The sequence below is a fragment of the Arthrobacter sp. UYEF3 genome, from assembly GCF_040546245.1.
GTDB lineage: Bacteria > Actinomycetota > Actinomycetes > Actinomycetales > Micrococcaceae > Arthrobacter.
The window spans coordinates 147,414-165,912 of record NZ_JBEPNK010000001.1; the positions used below are offsets into that span (position 1 = coordinate 147,414).

General features: G+C 68.7%; 17 protein-coding genes. 12 read left to right on the forward strand and 5 right to left on the reverse strand.

Going from position 1 to position 18,499, the window contains the following annotated elements:
- Positions 1–5: 5 nt before the first annotated feature.
- Positions 6–1,178, reverse strand: coding sequence for an AI-2E family transporter (locus ABIB14_RS00635; RefSeq protein WP_354233536.1), 1,173 nt, complete (start codon positions 1,176–1,178; stop codon positions 6–8).
- Between the two features lie 390 nt (positions 1,179–1,568).
- Between ABIB14_RS00635 and ABIB14_RS00640 the strand changes: the two genes are divergently transcribed.
- From ABIB14_RS00640 to ABIB14_RS00675, 8 genes are all read left to right on the forward strand, one after another.
- On the forward strand, positions 1,569–3,377 hold the full coding sequence (locus tag ABIB14_RS00640; protein ID WP_354233333.1) for a hypothetical protein: 1,809 nt from the start codon (positions 1,569–1,571) through the stop codon (positions 3,375–3,377).
- 35 nt (positions 3,378–3,412) lie between these two features.
- Positions 3,413–4,444, forward strand: coding sequence for a tetratricopeptide repeat protein (locus tag ABIB14_RS00645; RefSeq protein ID WP_354233334.1), 1,032 nt, complete (start codon positions 3,413–3,415; stop codon positions 4,442–4,444).
- On the forward strand, positions 4,444–5,544 hold the full coding sequence (locus tag ABIB14_RS00650; protein ID WP_354233335.1) for an NADH:flavin oxidoreductase/NADH oxidase: 1,101 nt from the start codon (positions 4,444–4,446) through the stop codon (positions 5,542–5,544). Before ABIB14_RS00645 ends, ABIB14_RS00650 begins: the two co-directional genes overlap by 1 nt.
- A gap of 85 nt (positions 5,545–5,629) precedes the next feature.
- Positions 5,630–6,451: an ABC transporter ATP-binding protein gene (locus ABIB14_RS00655; RefSeq protein ID WP_354233336.1), complete on the forward strand. Its 822-nt coding sequence runs from the start codon at positions 5,630–5,632 to the stop codon at positions 6,449–6,451.
- Entirely contained in the window at positions 6,433–8,004 is a 1,572-nt protein-coding gene (locus tag ABIB14_RS00660) for a transporter (RefSeq protein ID WP_354233337.1), read from the forward strand. Before ABIB14_RS00655 ends, ABIB14_RS00660 begins: the two co-directional genes overlap by 19 nt.
- 133 nt (positions 8,005–8,137) lie before the next feature.
- Positions 8,138–8,920 (forward strand): glucosamine-6-phosphate deaminase, encoded by a 783-nt coding sequence (gene nagB / locus ABIB14_RS00665; protein ID WP_354233338.1) that lies wholly within the window; start codon positions 8,138–8,140, stop codon positions 8,918–8,920.
- A 40-nt stretch (positions 8,921–8,960) separates the two neighbouring features.
- On the forward strand, positions 8,961–9,305 hold the full coding sequence (locus ABIB14_RS00670) for a DUF3039 domain-containing protein (protein WP_354233537.1): 345 nt from the start codon (positions 8,961–8,963) through the stop codon (positions 9,303–9,305).
- A gap of 174 nt (positions 9,306–9,479) precedes the next feature.
- On the forward strand, positions 9,480–11,276 hold the full coding sequence (locus ABIB14_RS00675; RefSeq protein ID WP_354233339.1) for a DEAD/DEAH box helicase: 1,797 nt from the start codon (positions 9,480–9,482) through the stop codon (positions 11,274–11,276).
- 116 nt (positions 11,277–11,392) lie between these two features.
- Here the strand turns inward: ABIB14_RS00675 and ABIB14_RS00680 are convergent, their stop codons facing one another.
- From ABIB14_RS00680 to ABIB14_RS00690, 3 genes are all read right to left on the reverse strand, one after another.
- Complete coding sequence (locus ABIB14_RS00680) at positions 11,393–11,737, reverse strand: hypothetical protein (RefSeq protein ID WP_354233340.1); 345 nt, start codon at positions 11,735–11,737, stop codon at positions 11,393–11,395.
- 79 nt (positions 11,738–11,816) lie between these two features.
- A complete protein-coding gene (locus ABIB14_RS00685; protein ID WP_354233341.1) occupies positions 11,817–12,452 on the reverse strand; it encodes an isochorismatase family protein in 636 nt (211 codons plus the stop codon).
- Position 12,453: 1 nt separating this feature from the next.
- Positions 12,454–13,782 carry a nicotinate phosphoribosyltransferase gene (locus ABIB14_RS00690; RefSeq protein ID WP_354233342.1) on the reverse strand — a complete coding sequence of 443 codons (1,329 nt, stop codon included), beginning with the start codon at positions 13,780–13,782 and terminating at the stop codon, positions 12,454–12,456.
- Between the two features lie 96 nt (positions 13,783–13,878).
- Between ABIB14_RS00690 and clpS the strand changes: the two genes are divergently transcribed.
- The 4 genes from clpS to ABIB14_RS00710 are packed head-to-tail and all read left to right on the forward strand — an operon-like array spanning position 13,879 to position 16,732.
- Positions 13,879–14,259 (forward strand): ATP-dependent Clp protease adapter ClpS, encoded by a 381-nt coding sequence (clpS, locus tag ABIB14_RS00695; RefSeq protein WP_354233344.1) that lies wholly within the window; start codon positions 13,879–13,881, stop codon positions 14,257–14,259.
- Positions 14,252–14,812: a DUF2017 domain-containing protein gene (locus tag ABIB14_RS00700; RefSeq protein ID WP_354233346.1), complete on the forward strand. Its 561-nt coding sequence runs from the start codon at positions 14,252–14,254 to the stop codon at positions 14,810–14,812. Before clpS ends, ABIB14_RS00700 begins: the two co-directional genes overlap by 8 nt.
- A 55-nt stretch (positions 14,813–14,867) precedes the next feature.
- Positions 14,868–15,938, forward strand: a complete 1,071-nt coding sequence (gene murI, locus ABIB14_RS00705; protein WP_354233347.1) for a glutamate racemase — start codon at positions 14,868–14,870, stop codon at positions 15,936–15,938.
- Positions 15,935–16,732, forward strand: a complete 798-nt coding sequence (locus ABIB14_RS00710) for an MBL fold metallo-hydrolase (RefSeq protein ID WP_354233348.1) — start codon at positions 15,935–15,937, stop codon at positions 16,730–16,732. The genes murI and ABIB14_RS00710 overlap by 4 nt, the downstream gene beginning before the upstream one ends.
- Positions 16,733–16,825: 93 nt before the next feature.
- Here ABIB14_RS00710 and ABIB14_RS00715 read toward each other — a convergent pair whose 3' ends face one another.
- Positions 16,826–18,235 (reverse strand): MBL fold metallo-hydrolase, encoded by a 1,410-nt coding sequence (locus ABIB14_RS00715; RefSeq protein WP_354233350.1) that lies wholly within the window; start codon positions 18,233–18,235, stop codon positions 16,826–16,828.
- Positions 18,236–18,499: the final 264 nt, after the last annotated feature.

The following is an 18,499-nucleotide window of genomic DNA, read 5'->3' on the forward strand; positions in this document are numbered from 1 at the left end:
TGTGACTAGTGCTTGTCCTGGCGCGCGATGAAGATTTCCTTGACCAGCAGCATGGTCGCCGCGGCCGTGGGGATGGCGATCAGGGCGCCGAGCACTCCGAGCAGGCTGCCGCCGGCGATGACCGAGATCACGGCGACCGCGCCGGGCACCGCGACGGCCTTCTGCATGATGCGCGGAGAGATGAAGTAGGCCTCGAACTGGAGGTAGGCGAAATAGCAGATCGCGTAGACAGCGGCCGTCTGCCAGCCCGCCGTCAGCGAGATCAGCGTGACCAGGACGCCGGCGATCATTCCGCCGACCAGCGGGATGAACGCGAGCAGGGCCACGACGAACGCCAGCAGCACGGCGAACGGGACACCCACAATCGACATCACTATGAAGGCAAAGGTGGCGTTCAGCAATGCGACGCAGACCTGGCCGATGACGTAGTTGCCCACGGAGCCGGTGATCTCCTCGGACAGCGCCTCGACCCGTCCCCGGCGTGAGCGCGGCGCCAGCCGGTAGCCCCACCGCTTCATGGCCGGCATGGCCGAGAGGAAATAAAGGCTCAGGACAAGGACGATCAGTGCACCGAACAGGCCGTTGGCCACGGTGGAGCCGAAGCCGACGACGCCGCCGAAGATGCCGCTCATGGCCTCCGGGTTATTGACGAACTTCGCGAGTTCCTGGCTGACCCGGTCGCGCACACCGAACTGGTTGTCGAGGGTGTGGAAAAAGTCCGAGGCGATGAAATCCTGGATCCAGCGCGGCGCCTCCTGCACGATCTGGGTCACCTGCTGGACGATCGTGGGGATCAGGGTGGCGAAGAAACCCGCAATGACCCCGGCCAGGACGGCCACGGAGATGACAATACCGGCCGGCCGCGGGACCTTCTTGCCTTCGAGCCAGCGCACCACCGGGTCCAGGCCGAGCGCAATGAACAGGGCCGTGACGATCCAGAGCAGCAGCTGCGTGGTGTTTGAGCCGATCCAGTAGACCAGCAGGGCGGCGCCGACACCGACGGTGCCCATAAAACCGACGTACAGCGGGTGCTGGGACGACAACCGGGGTCCGGGACTGCCGAAGCGTGCCGTGCCCTCGACGTCGAGTCCGGCGTCGTCCTCTTCCTGTTCCGGCGGCATCTCGAACCGCAACCGCGGCTGGGCCCCGGGCAGCGGCTGGCGCAGGCGCCGGGCCATCGAGATGAGGAAGCCGGCGACGGCCGCACGCGGGGTCGATAGCTGCGGGGCCGGCTCCTGCGGGCCGCGTGGCTGGCTAACGGGTTCCTGGCTGGCTGGGTATTCTGTGGGGGTCGGAACCGCTGGTTCAGTCACTGCGTTTAGAGCCCTTTTTGTCTGGTACTTCCCGGCAGATCCGCGGATGCGGGCAGGGGTGTGACGATCACCGCAAACACTATCAGCAGGCTTGCCAGCTGGCGGATTGGCGGACCCGGGAACGCCCCGGCAGGAGGTCGGCAGGGTTTGACCACGCCACCGATCTGACTCGGAGGTAACAAAACGGTTACCCTTAAAACTACGTGTCCGCTGATGATGGGTAATATTTTGCGTTTCAAGACTGCCGTTGCACTAATGATGCTCGGCCTCCTGACATTGCTGGCCGGAATCGGCCAGACAACGGTTTGGGCTCCGCCTGAGACCGTTACCGCCAGCGCGCCCGCCGGCGGGACCGCCACACCGTTGACCGTCTTCGACGGTAAACTGCGGACCCTGCACGGCGGCACAGTGAAGATCGACGTCAAGGGGGAGGGCAGCTTCATGCTGGCCGCCGGACGGCCGGACGACGTTGCAGCGTGGGTCGGTAAGACCGCCCACAACACCGTTTCCGGTGTTTCCGGGGACGGCAAAATGCTGCAACTCGACCACTCCGACGGCGAAGCCGCGGCTCCCTCCCCGGCAGGCTCGGACCTGTGGGTAACGACGGAGAACGCCAACGGCGAGCTGACCTACAACTGGACGCCGCCGGCGGACGGCGACTGGTCCCTGCTGCTTGCTGCCGACGGGACCAAGCCGGCCCCCTCGGCTATTTCGATGACATTCCCCAACGACACCTCCACCCCGTGGGCCATTCCATTCATGGTGCTGGGCGCACTGCTGATCCTGGCCGGCGCAGCCCTGCTGGTGATCAAGCCCAGGACCGGCAACGCGGACGACGACGATTCCGGCGACGGCCAGGGCGGCAGCCGGAAGGGCAGCCCGTTTGCCCGTCGCGCCCGGGCCCAGGCCATGACGCGGTCCAAAGCCCGCAGTGCCGGTACCGACGCCGGCGCCGCGACAGGTGAGACCGGCGGGGCGCCGGGCGGGGCGCCGGCGCCGAAGGGCAGCGCTGAACGCGTTGCCGCCGGTTCCGCCGTCCGGCGGGCCGCCGGCACCGCCGTTGCGCTGCTGACTGCCGCCGCGGTCGCCGGCACGGGAGTCGCGGCGCAGGCCAGCCAGACGCCGTCGCCGAGCGGTTCCTCTGCGGCCGCCGCCACGGGTGCCCCCGCCCCGGGTGCCCAGGCCCCGGTCCTGCTGGATGCCCAATTCCGCCGCATCCTTGAGCAGGTCGCCAGCGCAGTCGATGCCGGTGACGCGGCCAAGGACGCCGCCAAGCTGGCCCAGCGCGTGGCGGCGACGGAGCTGGACGTGCGCACGCAGAACTACAAGATCCGGTCCCAGGTGGGCAGCTACGAGCCGCGGATGCCGGTCCGGGCCACGAAGCTGCTGACCACCGTGGTCAGCAGCAAGCGCGAATGGCCGCGGTCAGTGCTGGCCGTGACGCAGGGTGACGGCAACGTCGTCCCGCAACTGCTTACCCTCGTGCAGGCCTCCCCGCGGGAGAACTACAAGCTGGTCGGCGCCACCCCGCTGCAGCCGGGCACCACCTTCCCGGGTATCAACCGCGGCGGCACCGATACGCTCGCCGCCGCGGACAAGTCCGGGCTGCTGTACAGCGGCGAGGAGGCACTCGCCGGGCTGGGGGACCGCCTGACCACCGCCGAGTCGACCTTCAAGGACAAGCTCACCGAAGGACAGTCCTCGCCGTACATCGCGGACACCCTGGCCTACCAGAACGACGTCGTGAAGTCCGGCGCGAACGGCAACTTCGCCTTCAGCCACAAGGTTGTGCCGGAGAACACCGTGGTGTTCCGCACCGCCGACGGCGGTGCGCTGGTGTTGGGCCGGCTGAACTTCGGCCTTGACGGCACCCCGAAGAACCCCGGTGACAAGCTCACCATCGGAGACGATGCTGCCGCCCTGGCCGGAGGCAAGGAAACGACCACGGGCATGGTCCTGAACTATGCCGAATCCGTCGCGGTCTACGTGCCGCCGGCCGGTTCCAAGGATCCGATGAAGCTGGTGGCGGCCACCCGCGGTTTGGTGGGGGCAAGCTTCAAATAGGCCCGTGGGCGCGGCGTAGTGGATAGAGTGGGGCTATGACTTCGCCAGCTTCCCGCCCGGTCCCTCCGGCCGCCGCCAACCCGCTCAACCTGAGGGGCGCCGTCGACCTTTCCTCGCTGAAACAGCGACCCGCGCCGCCCGCCGGCGGTGCGGGTGCCGGCCGGCCCCCTGCTGCCGGCCCGGCTGCAGGGGAGGCTGCCGACGGCGCTGCAGACCAGAAAATGGCAGGCGCGCCGCTGCGGGTGGACGTCACCGAGGCGAACTTCCAGGAGCTGGTGGATCTTTCTGCGCAGGTCCCGGTGGTTATCGCCCTCTGGGCCGGCTACTCGCCGGGCTCCGCGGAGCTCGTCGACGTGCTTGAGCGGATCGTCGACAGTTACGACGGTCGGCTGGTCCTTGGTGCGGCCGATATTGAGGCTTTCCCCCAGCTCGCGCAGGCGTTCCAGGTCCAGGCCGTTCCAACCGCCGTCGCCGTGGTCAAGGGCCAGCCCGTGCCGCTGTTCCAGGGCGGCGCCGAAGAGCAGCAGGTCCGGAGCCTCTTCGATGAACTCCTGAAGTTGGCCGCCTCCAACGGCGTGACTGGCCGGCTCGGAGCCGGCGGGCCAGGCTCGGCTGAGGCTGAGGCTGAGGCCGAGGTTCCGCCGCTGCCGCCGCTGCACCAGAAGGCGTTCGACGCCATCGAGGCCGGCGACTATGCCGGCGCCGCCGCTGCCTACCGGCAGGCGCTGACGGAAATGCCGGCCGACGCCGAGGCGAAGGCCGGGCTGTCGCAGGTGGAGCTGATGGGCCGCCTCCAGGCCCTGTCCGCCGCAGAAACGGATGCCGTCCGCGGCCGTGCCGCCCAGGAACCGGACAACCTCGATGCCCAGCTAGCCGTCGCCGACGTGGACGTTGCCGGCGGCCACGTCGAGGACGGCCTCGGCCGGATCGTGACGTTCATCGGGCGGAACTTCGGGCCGGAGCGTGAAACTGCCCGGGTCCGCCTGTTGGAGCTCTTTGACGTGGTGGGAACCTCCGACGAGCGTGTCGCCAAGGCCCGGCAAAACCTCGCGCGGGTGCTGTTCTAATGGGCTCGGCGCTGTTCGCTCCGTTGGAGCTGCGTGCGCTGAGGCTGGAGCACCGCGGCTGGGTGTCCCCGATGTGCCAGTACAGCTGCGGGCCGGAGACCGGCGAGGCAGTGCCCAACGACTGGCACCTGATGCACCTCGGGTCCTTCGCAACCGGGGGAGCAGCCCTCATGCTGACCGAGGCAGCCGCCGTCAACCCCGTGGGCCGGATCAGCCCCCGGGACACCGGCCTCTACAACGATGCACAGGCCGAAGCGTGGGAGCGGATCGTCTCCTTCGTGCACCGGCACGGCTCCGCCAATGCCAAGATCGGCACCCAGCTGGCACACGCAGGGCGCAAGGCGTCCTCCTACTGGCCGTTCTCCGGCAAGAGCGGCACGGTGCCTGGCTCCGACGGCGGCTGGGACACCGTGGGGCCAGGTTCGGGCGCCTTCGACGGCTACGCGCCGCCGTCGGCCATGACCGAGGATGAGATCGACGGCGTGATTGCCGACTTCGCCGCCGCCGCCGTGCGCGCCGTCGGCGCGGGCTTCGACACGATCGAGATCCACGGCGCCCACGGCTACCTGCTGCACCAGTTCCAGAGCCCGCGGGTCAACGACCGCACCGACGGGTGGGGCGGGGACGAGGACGGCCGCAACCGGCTGACGCTGGCAGTCCTCGACGCCGTTCGGGACGTCATTCCCGACTCGATGCCGTTGCTGCTGCGGATCTCCGCTTCCGACTGGGCCGAAGGCGGCATCGACGTCGAGGCTTCGGTGCGGCTGGCAAGTGCGGCCGCCGAACACGGTGTGGACCTCGTGGACGTCTCCAGCGGCGGGGCGGTGGCGCACCAGTCGATCCCGATCGGCCCCGGGTATCAGACCGGATTCAGCGCCCGGATCCGGCGCGAGGCCGGAATCCGGACCGGTACCGTGGGGCTGCTGACCTCCGCGGGCCAGGCCGAGCACGCCGTCGCCACCGGGCAGGCGGACGGCGTCTTCATTGCCCGCGCCGCGCTGCGCGATCCACACTGGTGGCTGCGCGCGGCGTTCGAGCTGGGCCATGAACTGGCGTGGCCGCCGCAGTACGAGCGGGCCGTCCCGCGGCACACGTTTTAGCCCCGCGGCCGTCCGCAGGGATCAGGGCCTAAACTACCCCGTCCGGACGGCGCCGTCCGCAGTCGGCGGCGGTTAGTCTATCGATATGACTTTCGAGCACCTGCAACCGCCCGTCGCTGCGGCGCCGGCCAGTCCGGCTGACCCTGCCCCGCCGGTCCCGGCGCTGGCCCTGCGCGGACTAGCCAAACGCTTCGGCACGAAGATCGCCGTCGACGGCATCAGCCTCGTCGTTCCGGCCGGCTCCTTCTACGGGATCGTCGGCCCCAACGGTGCCGGTAAAACCACCACCTTGTCGATGGTAACCGGGCTGCTGCGGCCGGATTTCGGCACCGCACTGGTCCACGGCGTGGATGTCTGGCAGCATCCCCTGGAGGCCAAGAAGTTGATGGGCGTGCTGCCGGACGGGGTCCGGCTCTTCGACCGTCTCACCGGCGAACAGCTGGTCAGCTACGCGGGCCTGCTGCGTGGCATGGACAAGGCGGTCGTGGTGTCCCGGGTCGCCGAGCTGCTCGCGGCCCTGGACCTCAGCCAGGACGCCGGGACGCTGGTGGTGGACTATTCCGCCGGCATGACGAAGAAGATCGCGCTCGCGTCGGCGCTGATCCACGCGCCCAGGCTCCTGGTGCTGGATGAGCCGTTCGAATCGGTCGACCCCGTCTCGGCCGCCAATATCCGGGACATCCTGGAACGCTATGTAGCCTCCGGCGGCACTGTCATCGTCTCCAGCCACGTCATGGACCTCGTCCAGCGGATGTGTGACCACGTCGCCGTCGTCGCCGCGGGCCGGGTGCTGGCCGCCGGAACCGTCGACCAGGTGCGCGCCGGCGAGTCGCTTGAGGACCGCTTCGTCCAGCTGGTGGGCGGCCGCAGCCACGCGGAAGGGCTGGAATGGTTGCGCACCTTCTAAGGCTCAAGCTCACCCTGCTGCGCAACGGCCTCCGGCGCAGCCCCTGGCAACTGGCGGGCCTCGGCATCGGGGCGCTGTACGCACTCGGCGTCGTGGGGATCGGCATCGCCGGACTGTTGCTGCTGCGCCAGGCCGACGTGGCGACGGCGCAGACCGTGGTGGTGCTGGGCGGCGCGGCCGCGGTGCTGGGCTGGGCGGTCATCCCGATTGTGGCCTCCGCGGCCGACATGACGCTGGATCCGGCCCGGTTCGCGACCTTCGCCGTGCCGATGCCGCAGATGCTGTTGGGCCTGGCCCTGGCCGGCCTGATCGGCGTACCCGGGGCGGCGACGTCGCTGGTGGCGCTGGCCACCGTCGGCACCTGGTCGCGAAGCGTCCTTGGCGCATTCGGGGCCCTGGTAGGCGCGGTCCTCGGGGCGCTCACCTGCGTGGTGCTTGCCAGGGTGGTGACTGCCGGTACCGTCGGCCTGGCCAGTTCCCGGCGTTTCAAGGACGTCAGCGCCATCGCCTTTCTGATCCCGCTGGTGCTGATGGGGCCGATCGTGGCCGGCGTTGCCCGCGGGATCGCGGGTTCCGCCGGGTTCGTGGCGGATCTGGGGCGGTTCCTGGAGTGGACGCCGGCCGGAGCCGCGTGGGCGCTCGGCGGTGAGTTCGCCGCCGGCCACTACGGGCCCGCCATGGTCAAGCTGCTGATTGCTCTTGCCAGCCTGGCCGCGCTCGCACTGTGCTGGAAGGTGCTGCTGCAGCGCGCGCTCGTCACACCGCCCTACGCGGGCACCGCAAAGAAGAAGACCTCGGGCCTGGGGCTGTTCGGGGTTGTCCCGGCCACCCCCACCGGGGCAATTATTGCCCGCTCACTGAGCTACTGGCTGCGCGATCCGCGCTACGCCGCGGCGCTTGTGGTGGTGCCGCTGCTGCCGGTGCTGCTGTGGTTCCAGGCCAGCCAGTCCGGATTCTACGGGCTCCTGCAGTTCGTCGGGCCGCTGACGGCCTTCCTGCTCGCCTGGTCCATTTCCTCGGACGTCTCCTACGACAGCACGGCCTTTGCGCTGCACGTCTCTGCCGGGGTGCGCGGCATCCACGACAGGCTCGGCCGGGCCTTGGCCTGCCTGGTCTTCGCGCTGCCGGTTGTGCTGCTGTTCAGCGTCGTCCCGATGTTCATCAGCGGCGGCTGGACGCTGCTGCCCGGCATCCTGGGCCTGTCCCTGGGCGCGCTCTTCACCGGGTTGGGCCTGTCCTCGGTGGTCTCGGCACGTTACAGCATGCCTGTGCCGCTGCCCGGCGACAGCCCGTTCAAGAAGCCCCCGGGCAACGTGGCGCAGACCCTGGCCGTGCAGTTCGGCGGGATGGCGGTCCTGCTGGTTCTCGTGAGCCCGGAGCTGGCCCTCGTGGCCCTGCAGCTCGCGGGCGGCAGCGCGGTGCCGGGCTGGATTTGCCTTGCCCTGGGCCCGGTCCTTGGTGTGGTCCTGTTCGTCGCCGGTGTGAGTCTCGGCGGCAGGTGGTTGGACGCGCGCGGGCCGGAACTGCTCGCGCAGCTGGCTGTGAACCGCTGACCGGGCCTGACGGCCCGGGCTGCGACAGCCGGAGTGGGATAGCCTGCCGGTAGGCGGCGGCGTCCGGCGCCGACCGCGCCCGCCGCACGCCCGGCCTCCAAGGATGCGGGCCGACACAACGAAGGCAGGGACCATGGAAATTGTCATCCTTCCGGGCAGCAGGCCAATCGCCGCCCTCGCCGCCGACGCGGTCGAGGCCCTGTTGCGGAGCAAACCCGAAGCCGTCCTGGGCCTGGCCACCGGATCCTCGCCGCTGCCCGTATACGAGGAGCTGGTGCGCCGGTACGAACGCGGCGCCCTCGACTTCAGCCGTGCCCGGGCTTTCACGCTGGATGAGTACGTCGGGCTGCCCGCCGACCATCCGGAGTCCTACCGTGAAGTCATCCGGCGCGACTTCACCGGCCGCGTGAACATCAGCCAGTCCCACGTCCTCGGACCCGACGGGCAGGCCGCCGATATTCCCGCCGCCTGCCGGGCTTTCGAGGACGCCATCGGCGCGGCCGGGGGAGTGGATTTGCAGCTGCTGGGGGTGGGCACGGACGGCCACATCGGCTTCAACGAGCCGGGATCGTCCCTGGCCTCCCGTACCCGGATCAAGACCCTGCTGGAGCAGACTCGGCGGGACAACGCCCGCTTTTTCGGCAGCCAGGCGGAGGTGCCCCACCATGTCCTTACCCAGGGCCTGGGCACCATTCTGGAATCCCGGCACGTGATCCTGCTCGCCGCCGGGGCGCAGAAGGCGCAGGCCGTTCGCGACCTTGCCGAGGGACCGGTGGCCGCGATCTGCCCGGCATCGGTCCTTCAGCTACACCCGCACGTCACGCTCCTGCTGGACGAGGCCGCGGCTTCCTCGCTGCGCCTCGCCGACTACTACCGGCACAGCTACGAGGGAAAACCGGGCTGGCAGGGCCTGTAACGACCCCGCCGTCGCAATGAGGTCAGTACCAGCGGCTAAGATGGATGTCATGACCAGCATGACGGATCCTATGACGAGTGCCGTGGAAAACCCCTTGGAAAACGACCCGATGCGGGAGCTCTCCGGAGCCGGGACGTCGACGGCAACCATTGAGCGCGAGGAAGTGCGCCAGGAAGTGGAACCGGGCGACCGGGAGCGCTTCTCGCACTACGTACGCAAGGAAAAGATCATGGAATCCGCCCTGTCCGGGGAACCAGTGATTGCCCTTTGCGGCAAGGTGTGGACGCCCGGCCGCGACCCGAAGAAGTTCCCGGTCTGCCCCGAATGCAAAGAGGTCTACGAAGGCCTGCGCCCGGGTGGCGACGGCGGGGACTCCGGCAAATAGAGGGACTCTCCCGCGGCGGCCCGCTCCGTTGCGTTGCCGGCGCCGGCCGGCGCTGTTGGCCCGTGGCCGGGTCCGGGACCGTTGATGTCCGGTTTTTCCGAAAAGATTGGTGTTTTTGTGCTTAATTGGGTTTCTCCGGAACCGGCTCACGTGTGCGGACGGGAGGCCTCGTAGGTGACCGAGACACTCTTCGGCGGACCAGTCCTGCCGCCCGCCTATCCCGAGCGGGCCGCCTGGGGAACCGCACCGAAGCTCCGTGCCTGGCAGCAGGAAGCCCTGGACAGCTACTTCAGCGGCAACCCCAAGGATTTCCTGGCGGTCGCCACACCCGGCGCCGGCAAGACGACGTTTGCCCTCCGGGTCGCCTCCATGCTAATCGACGCCGGGGTGGTCAACCGGGTGACCATCGTGGCCCCCACGGACCACCTCAAGCGCCAGTGGGCGGACGCCGCCGCGAAGGTCGGCATCGCCATCGACCCCAACTTCAAGAACGCCGACGGCCAGCACGGACGCGGCTTCGTCGGCGTCGCCGTCACCTACGCGCAGGTGGCCAGCAAGCCGATGCTGCACCGGGCCAAAACCGAGGCGGCGCGCACGCTGGTGATCCTCGACGAAATCCACCACGGCGGCGAGGCGCTGTCCTGGGGCGACGGGCTGCGCGAGGCCTTCGACCCGGCCACCCGGCGCCTGTCCCTGACCGGGACTCCGTTCCGCTCGGACACATCCCCCATCCCGTTCGTCGAGTACGCCGAGGACCGCGACGGCATCCGCCGCTCCAAGGCCGACTATACCTACGGCTACGGCAAGGCCCTCCGCGACCACGTGGTCCGCCCGGTGATGTTCATGGCCTACTCCGGCCAGATGCGCTGGCGTACCAGCGGGGGCGAAGAAATGGCGGCCTCGCTCGGTGAGGCATCCGTCACCAAGGACGTCACCGCCCACGCCTGGCGCACTGCGCTGAACCCCACCGGCGAGTGGATCCCGGCCGTGCTGGCCGGGGCCGACAAGCGGCTCAGCGAGGTCCGGCGCAGCGTGCCCGACGCTGGCGGCCTGGTCATTGCCACCGACCACGACGACGCGCGCGCCTACGCCGGCCAGTTGAAAAAAATCACCGGCGAGTCACCCACCGTGATCCTCTCCGACGATTCGAAGGCCTCGAACAAGATCGAGGAGTTCTCCGCCGGCGGCAAGCGCTGGATGGTCGCCGTCCGGATGGTGTCCGAAGGCGTGGACGTCCCCAGGCTTTCGGTGGGCGTCTACGCGACCTCCACCGCCACTGCGCTGTTCTTTGCCCAGGCCGTGGGCCGCTTCGTGCGTGCCCGCAAGCGCGGGGAGACGGCGTCGGTGTTCCTGCCCTCCGTCCCGCAACTGATGGGGCTGGCGAACTCGATGGAAGCCGAGCGGGACCACGCCCTGGACCGTCCGGACAAGGAAGACGCCGACGGGCTGTTCAACCCCGAGGACTCCCTGATGGACGAGGCCAACCGCGCGGAGAAGGCCTCCGACACCCTGATGAAGGGCAAGTTCGAGGCGCTCGACTCGCAGGCTTCCTTCGACCGGGTGCTGTTCGACGGCGGCGAGTTCGGGACCGGCGGCGAGGTGGGGTCCGAGGACGAGCTCGACTTCCTTGGCATCCCCGGCCTGCTGGACGCCGATCAGGTGGGGACCCTGCTGCGGCAGCGCCAGCATGAGCAGCTCAGCCGCAAAAATAAGCGCGCCCCGCAGGGCGCTGCGGCGGCCTCCGCCGTTCCCGACGCGCCCGCGGTCCCGGACCACCGGATGCTGATGGACCTGCGCACCGAGCTGGCCAAGAACGTCGCGGCCTGGTCCGCGCGGACCGGAACCCCGCACGGGGTCATCCACAACAAGCTGCGCACCGTATGCGGCGGCCCGGCGGTGGCGCAGGCCAACGAGAACCAGCTGCAGACCCGGCTCAGGAAGCTCCAGGACTGGTTCATCGGCCGGAAGTAATCCGGCGTGATCCTGGGTACTAGCAGCGGACCCTAACGGTCCGGGGAGATACGAAAGGGACCGGGGAAACCCGGTCCCTTTTCGTGTAGGGCCTCGCGCGCGGGTGGTCGGCGCCGTTACTGCGCGGCGCTGCAGGCCTGGGAGAAGACCTGGCCGGCCGAGGTGTACTTGGCCTTCAAGTCCGCCAGTTTGGCCTGGTCCGGGTCCTTCTTGGCGGACTCGTCGAGGTACTCCACGATGGACTGCAGCGGCGCTTGCAGATCCGCCGAGGCGCTGGCTTCGATGGGCCGGATCTGGTTCGCCAGCCGGGTCATGCCGAACTTGTCCGAGCCGGAGGTCGGGGACGCGGTGATGGTCTGGATGCGGGCGCAGGTTTCCTGGCTGGTCATCTTGGGGGCTGAGCAGGCTGCTGCGCCGAGCAGGGTACCGGCCGCGATCAGGACGGTCAGGGTCTTCTTCATGGTGTACTCCGGGAATTTACGGGTCCGACGTTACTGGCAAGGATTCCGAGTCTACTGTGCGCTGCGTGGTGCCACGAGTTCAGGCGAGGTCCACACCGCCCAGCTCCATCTCAGCAAAGGCATCCTCGAGGTCTTCGGCGATCCCCACGGTGAGCCCGCGCGGCACGGTGACGGAGTAGCCGGCCTGGACGGCGTCCAGGGCGGTCGCCTTCACGCAGTGGTCGGTGGCGATCCCCACAACCACTACTTCCTCGACGTCGTGGCTCTGCAGCCAGTCATCGAGCCCGATGGCGTCCTCGTCCACGGCAAAGGCTCGTGCGTCGCCCGCCGGCAGCGAACCGGGTGTGCGGTCCCCGGTGGGGACGGCGTCGTCCGGGGCGAGCAGCCCCTCGAAGCCGGAGTAGGCGGCCGTAAACTGTCCCTTGCGGAAGTAGGCCTGGACGTATTCGGTGTCCAGGTCCGGGTGCAGCTCGGCGCCGCGGGTGCCCGCGACGCAATGCGGCGGCCAGCTGTTGACGTGGTCCGGCTGGTCCGAGAAGTGCGCGCCGGGGTCGATGTGCCAGTCCTGGGTGGCCACGATGTGGTCGAACTGCCCGCGGCGGGCGTCGACGTATTCGCTGATTTCGGCGGCAAGGGCCGCGCCGCCCTGGACGGGGAGAGCCCCGCCCTCACAGAAATCGTTCTGCACGTCGACGATGATTAAGGCGCGTGACATTTCAGTCCTCCTCGTAGATGGTGGGGATCGCTGCTTCGCCGCGCTGGAGCCGGTTTACCGCTGCCGGGAGCTCCTTCATGCTGTCCGCGTGACGCTGCTTGGCCCGCAACACACCCTCGGGTCCGGTCCAGCCGGGCAGCAGTTCGCCGTTTTTGACGAACTGCTGCAGCAGTTGCCGGTCGTTGCCGTCGTCGTCCGGGCGGTGCCCGATGCCGACAAGCTCCTGGGTGGCGGTGCCGCGGTCGTTGAGTTTGCGCAGCGCGTACTTGCGCCCGCCCTTGCTGGCCTTGTTCTTGGCCGTCTTGGCCACCGAAACGAAGGTGCCGGCGTCGTCGGTGTGGCTGACCAGCTTGTAGACCATGCTGGCCGTCGGCGCGCCGGAGCCGGTCACCAGCGAGGTGCCCACGCCATACAAGTCCACCGGGGCGGACTGCAGCGCGGCGATGGCGAATTCGTCCAGGTCGGAGGTGACCATGATGCGGGTGTTTTCGTTGCCCAGCTGGTCCAGGAGCTGACGGACCCACTGCGCCTGCGCGACGAGGTCGCCCGAGTCCAGCCGGACCGCGCCGAGCTTGTCGCCGGCCAGTTCGACGGCGGTGCGGACGGCGGCCTCGACGTCATAGGTGTCCACCAGCAGCGCCGTGCCGGCGCCCATCGAGGCGATCTGCGCTTCGAAGGCTTCCCGCTCGGTGTCATGCAGCAGGGTGAAGGAGTGGGCGGCTGTGCCCACCGTCTTGATCCCGTAGCGGCGGCCGGCCTCGAGGTTGGAGGTGCTGTCGAAGCCGGCGATCACCGCGGCCCGGGCGGCCGCGACGGCGGATTCCTCGTGCGTCCGCCGTGAACCCATTTCGATGCAGGGCCGGGCGCCCGCCGCCGTGATCATGCGGGACGCCGCGGACGCGATGGCGCTGTCGTGGTTGAGGATCGAGAGGATGTACGTCTCGAGGATGCAGGCCTCGGCAAAGGTGGATTCCACGATCATGACGGGGGAGTTGGGGAAATACGCCTCGCCCTCGGCGTAGCCCCAGATATCGCCGGCAAAGGAAAAGCCGGCGAGGTACTCCAGGGTCTCTTCATTGACCACCTTGGTACGGCGCAGGAAGTCGAGTTCGGCGTCGCCGAAGCGGAAGTCGGCGATCCCCTCGAGAAGCCGCCCGGTGCCCGCCACGATCCCGTACCGACGCCCGTCGGGGAGCCGGCGTGCGAAGGCTTCGAATACCGACTTGCGGTGCGCGGCGCCGGAATGCAGGGCTGCCTGCAGCATGGTCAGCTCGTAATGGTCGGTGTACAGGGACGTGCGGGGATGGTCCCAGCCAGCGGAGGTACTCACAAATTCACTCTAGTCCCCACCGGCTCCCTCGTCTCGCTTCGCTTCGGAGGCTGGGCCCTCGCCGGCGTGGGCCCAGCCTCCCCATAGAATGGACAGATGACCCTCAGCGTTGCGCTCGGCCCTGACACCCAGGAGAGCACCCAGACCGGAACAGCGGCGTCGACCGACGTCCTGACCGCCCCGGACATCCCGTGGAACCTCGTGATCTGGAATGATCCGGTGAACCTGATGAGCTATGTGAGCTACGTCTTCCGCAGCTACTTCGGTTATTCCGAGGCGAAGGCCAACAAGCTCATGCTGGAGGTCCACAAGAAGGGCCGGTCCATCGTGGCGCACGGCAGCAAGGAACAGGTGGAGCAGCACGCCGTGGCGATGCACGGCTACGGCCTGTGGGCCACCGTGGAGAAGGCCAGCGGCGGCCCCGGCGGCGGATCGGGCGGTACCGGATCGGGCAGGGGCAAGGGAAAACGTGGCTAAGGCATTCAAATACGGGCTTAAAGGCATCACAGGCTACCTGGAGCCGGCCGAACGGGACCTCCTGCGCAGCCTCTTCGACGACGTCATCTCCATGCTGGAGCCGGAGGAACGGGCTAACCAGGATCCGCTGGCGGCCCTCGTCGGGCTCGACAGCGAGGCCAGGGAACCGTCCGACCGCGCCCTGCGGCGCCTGCTGCCCAACGTCATGAAGGACGACGACGAGGCCTCCCTTGAGTTCCGCCGGTACACCGAGCGCTCGCTCCGGGAGAGCAAGACCGGCGCGCTGAAGGCGGCCGCCCTGGGGCTGGACAAGGACGAGCTGGTCCTGACCCCGGTCGACGCAAGACACTGGTCCACCGCGCTCAACGACGTCCGGCTGGTGCTCGCCGAACGCCTCGACATCCGGGATGACGCCGACGCCGAGCACGTCCGCCGGATGCAGGACTGGTCCCAGGCCGAGGACGTGGAAAGCTACCTGGCCCTCGTCTACAACTTCACCACCTGGCTGCAGGAATCACTGGTCCAAGCGATGCTGGCCTCGCTGGAGGCGTAGCGTGCCTCGGGCCCGCCGTGTGACCCACTAGACACGAGTCGCTCGCCACAATGTGATGGCCGCACCTGCAGCGAAGCCCTATCCTCGAATAATCATGACTTCAGCATCGAGCACGGATCCGGCAGCGGACGCTGCGGCGGAGACCGCAGCGGGCAGCGCCGAAACTTCAGGCCTGGGGGAGCGACCGATCGGGGTCTTCGATTCCGGCGTCGGCGGCCTCACCGTGGCGCGGTCCATTATCGACCAGCTGCCCAACGAATCCATCCTCTATGTCGGGGATACCGCGCACGGGCCTTATGGACCGCTGCCCATCGCCGAGGTCCGCGCCAACGCCCTCGGCGTGATGGACGAGCTGGTGGATTCCGGCGTCAAGCTGCTCACCATCGCCTGCAACTCCGCTTCCGCCGCTGTGCTCCGCGATGCCCGTGAGCGCTACACCGCGCGGTACGGCATCCCGGTGATCGAAGTGATCCAGCCGGCCGTCCGCCGTGCGGTCGCGGCCACCCGTAACGGCCGGATCGGCGTGCTCGGCACCTCCGCGACCATCGGCTCCCGCGCCTACGAGGACACCTTCGCAGCGGCGCCGGACCTGGCCATTACCTCGGTGGCCTGCCCGGCCTTCGTACCCTACGTGGAGGCCGGCATCACCACCGGCCCCGAGCTGCTCGCCGTCGCCCGTGAATACCTGGCACCGCTCACGGCGGCCGGAGTGGACACCGTGGTGCTGGGCTGCACCCACTACCCGCTGCTCACCGGAGTGATCTCCTTCGTCCTGGGCGAGGAGGTGACGCTGGTGTCCAGCGCGGAGGAGACCGCCAAGGACGTCTACCGGGCGCTGGCGTCCCGCGGCCTGGAGCGCACCGGTGCTGCCGCGCCGGAACACCATTTCATCGCGACCGGGGACGCCGCGCAGTTCGAGCATCTGGCCCGCCGCTTCCTCGGCCCGGAAGTCCTCAGCGTGCGCCACGTGGACCACGTCGCCGCGCAATACCCCACCGGCAGCCTGGCCCGGATCACCCCGGAAATGATCGTCGCCGCGCAAGCCGCGGCGGGACGTCCCCGGATCTCCAACTTCGTCTCCTCCGAAGGTCCGCGGCTGACCCGCCTGCACGGGACCGGCCTGTGAAGCTGACCATCGTGGGCTGCACCGGATCCTTTCCGGGGCCCGGCTCGCCGGCGTCGTGCTACCTGCTGACCGCGCACGACGGCGAGCGGCGCTGGAAGATCGTGCTGGACCTGGGCAGCGGGGCGCTGGGCGCCATCCAGCGGTACACCGACCTCGAGGACATCGACGGGATCTTCCTGACCCACCTGCACCCGGACCACTGTATGGACCTGTGCGGCCTGCATGTCGCGGTGCGCTGGAAGCCGGGCGGCTGGGGACGCGGCAGGATCCCTGTCTGGGGGCCCGCGGCCACCGCCGACCGGATGGCCACCGCGTACGGACTGGACCTGGATCCGGGCATGCACGAGGAATTCGACTTCAGCAACTGGGCCGAGCGCAAGGCCGTTGCCATTGGCCCCTTCACTGTCACCCCGTACGCGGTAAACCACCCCGTAGAGGAGGCCTATGCGCTGCGGGTGGAGGTCACCGAGCCGGACAAGGACGGCACCCCGGTCACCCGGGTACTGAGCTACTCCGGGGACACCGACTCGTGCCCCGGCCTCGAGGACGCCGCCCGGGACGCGGACCTGTTCCTCTGCGAGGCGGCCTTCGAGGAAGGCCGCGACGACGCCATCAAGGATGTGCACCTGACCGGAAAGCGTGCCGGCGAGGCGGCGGTGGCGGCCGGGGCGCGGCGGCTGCTGCTGACCCACATCCCGGTCTGGACCTCTCCCACGATCGTGATGGCAGAGGCCAAGGAAGTTTTCGGCCAGCATGTGGCCGTCGCCGTCGCGGGCGTGCACTACACCGTGTAAGGGCTGACCCGCATCCGTGCGGCGACGATAACCCCGGACGCGGCGAAGAGCACAGGGAACAGGCCCCAGACCGGCGCCGTCTGCGGTTGTGGATCAGTTTTTGCCGGCTGAGAGCTGGGAGCTTTGGAAGGCGTCCCAGGCGGCGTAGCTGCCGTCGAGTTCGACCACGTCGTACCCGGCGCGGCGCAGGGCGCTGGCCGCGACGGAGTTCCGCACTCCGCTCTGGCAGTACGTCACGATGCTGCCTTCGGCCGGGAGCTGGTCCAGATGCCACATGACGCGGCCGCCGCTGAGCTGGAAGGAACCGGGAATGTTGCCGGCGATGTGCTCGCCGCGGTTACGGACATCAAGCACCATGGCCGCGTCAAAGTTTGACAGTTCCGCGGGCTGGACCAGCTTCGGGGTGAAGGTGGGCAGACCGTCGATGCTGGTGACGTAGCCGGCGACGTTGTCGATGCCGACCCGGACCAGATGGTCCCGCATCTCCCGGGCCTGCTCCTGCCCGTCAGCGAGCAGTACCAGCGGGTTCTTATCGGTCTCCGGGTTCACTACCCAGGCGCCGTAGCTGGCTACGGACTTGCCCGCCGGGATGTTCAGCGAACCGGTGACGGTGCCCTGGTGGACCTCGGCATTCGGACGGGTGTCGATGAAGGTCAGCGTGTCCTCTGCCAGGCTTGCAGCAACGGTACCGGTTGGCAGTTCATGCAACGGCGTACGTTCGCCCATCACGGCGGGGCCTTCACGGTTCTCGCGCTTCATCCGGCCGAAGTAGGCGTGCGCGTCGGGCTGGCCGTCCAGGAGCTCGGCGATGAAACCCTGCTCGTCGTTGACCGCGAGGAAGTTGCCCCACCAGGCGTAAAGCCGTTCGTAGCCGACGGTGGAGGAGGGGATGGCGCCCAGGGCTTTGCCGCAGGCACTGCCGGCACCATGCGCGGGGTGGACCTGGACGTGGTCCGGCAGGGTCAGGAACTTATCCCGCAGGCTGGCGAACAGCTGCCTGGCGCCCTCGAAGCGGGTGTCCACCCCGCCTGCGGCCTCATCGAGCAGGTCCGGCCGGCCCAGGTCCCCGGAGAAGACGAAGTCACCCGAGAGCAGGTAGCCGGGCTTGTCGCTGAACGCGCCGTCGGTCACCAGGAACGACAGGTGCTCCGGGGTGTGCCCCGGGGTGTGGACGGCCTGGATGCTGATGTTGCCGACGGTGATCTTGTCGCCGTCGTAGAGCCGTTCACCCTCGAATTCGTATTTCCAGTCAGGTCCGCCTTCACCGGAGACGTAGATTGTCGCGCCGGTCGCGGCCGCGAGCTCCCGGGTGCCGGAGAGGTAGTCCGCGTGGATGTGCGTTTCGGTGACGGCGACGATCTTCATGCCGTTCTTCTTAGCCAGGTCCTGGTACACCGCGATGTCCCGCCGGCTATCAACCACGACGGCGGTGCCGTTGGCCTGGCAGCCGATCAGGTAGCTGGCCTGGGCGAGGTCCTCATCGTAAATGCGCTCAATAAGCACTGGTGGTCTCCTTGGTGAAGTGGCGGGAGGGGGGAATCGTCCCGGTGTTCTGATAACAATAATAATACCCTATGGGGTATACGGCCAGTAGGGGTGGGCCGTGCAGTCAACGCTCAGGAGGTGCGCCGGACCCGCCTGAGGATCCGGTTAAGGAACGCAGTTCGCGGATGCCGGTTTCCGGGTCGGGAATGTTCGGCCGGAGGGGCGGCGAAGGCGACGGGGTGACCGTTGCGGTACCACCCGGTGATTCCTCCGGCGGCGTTC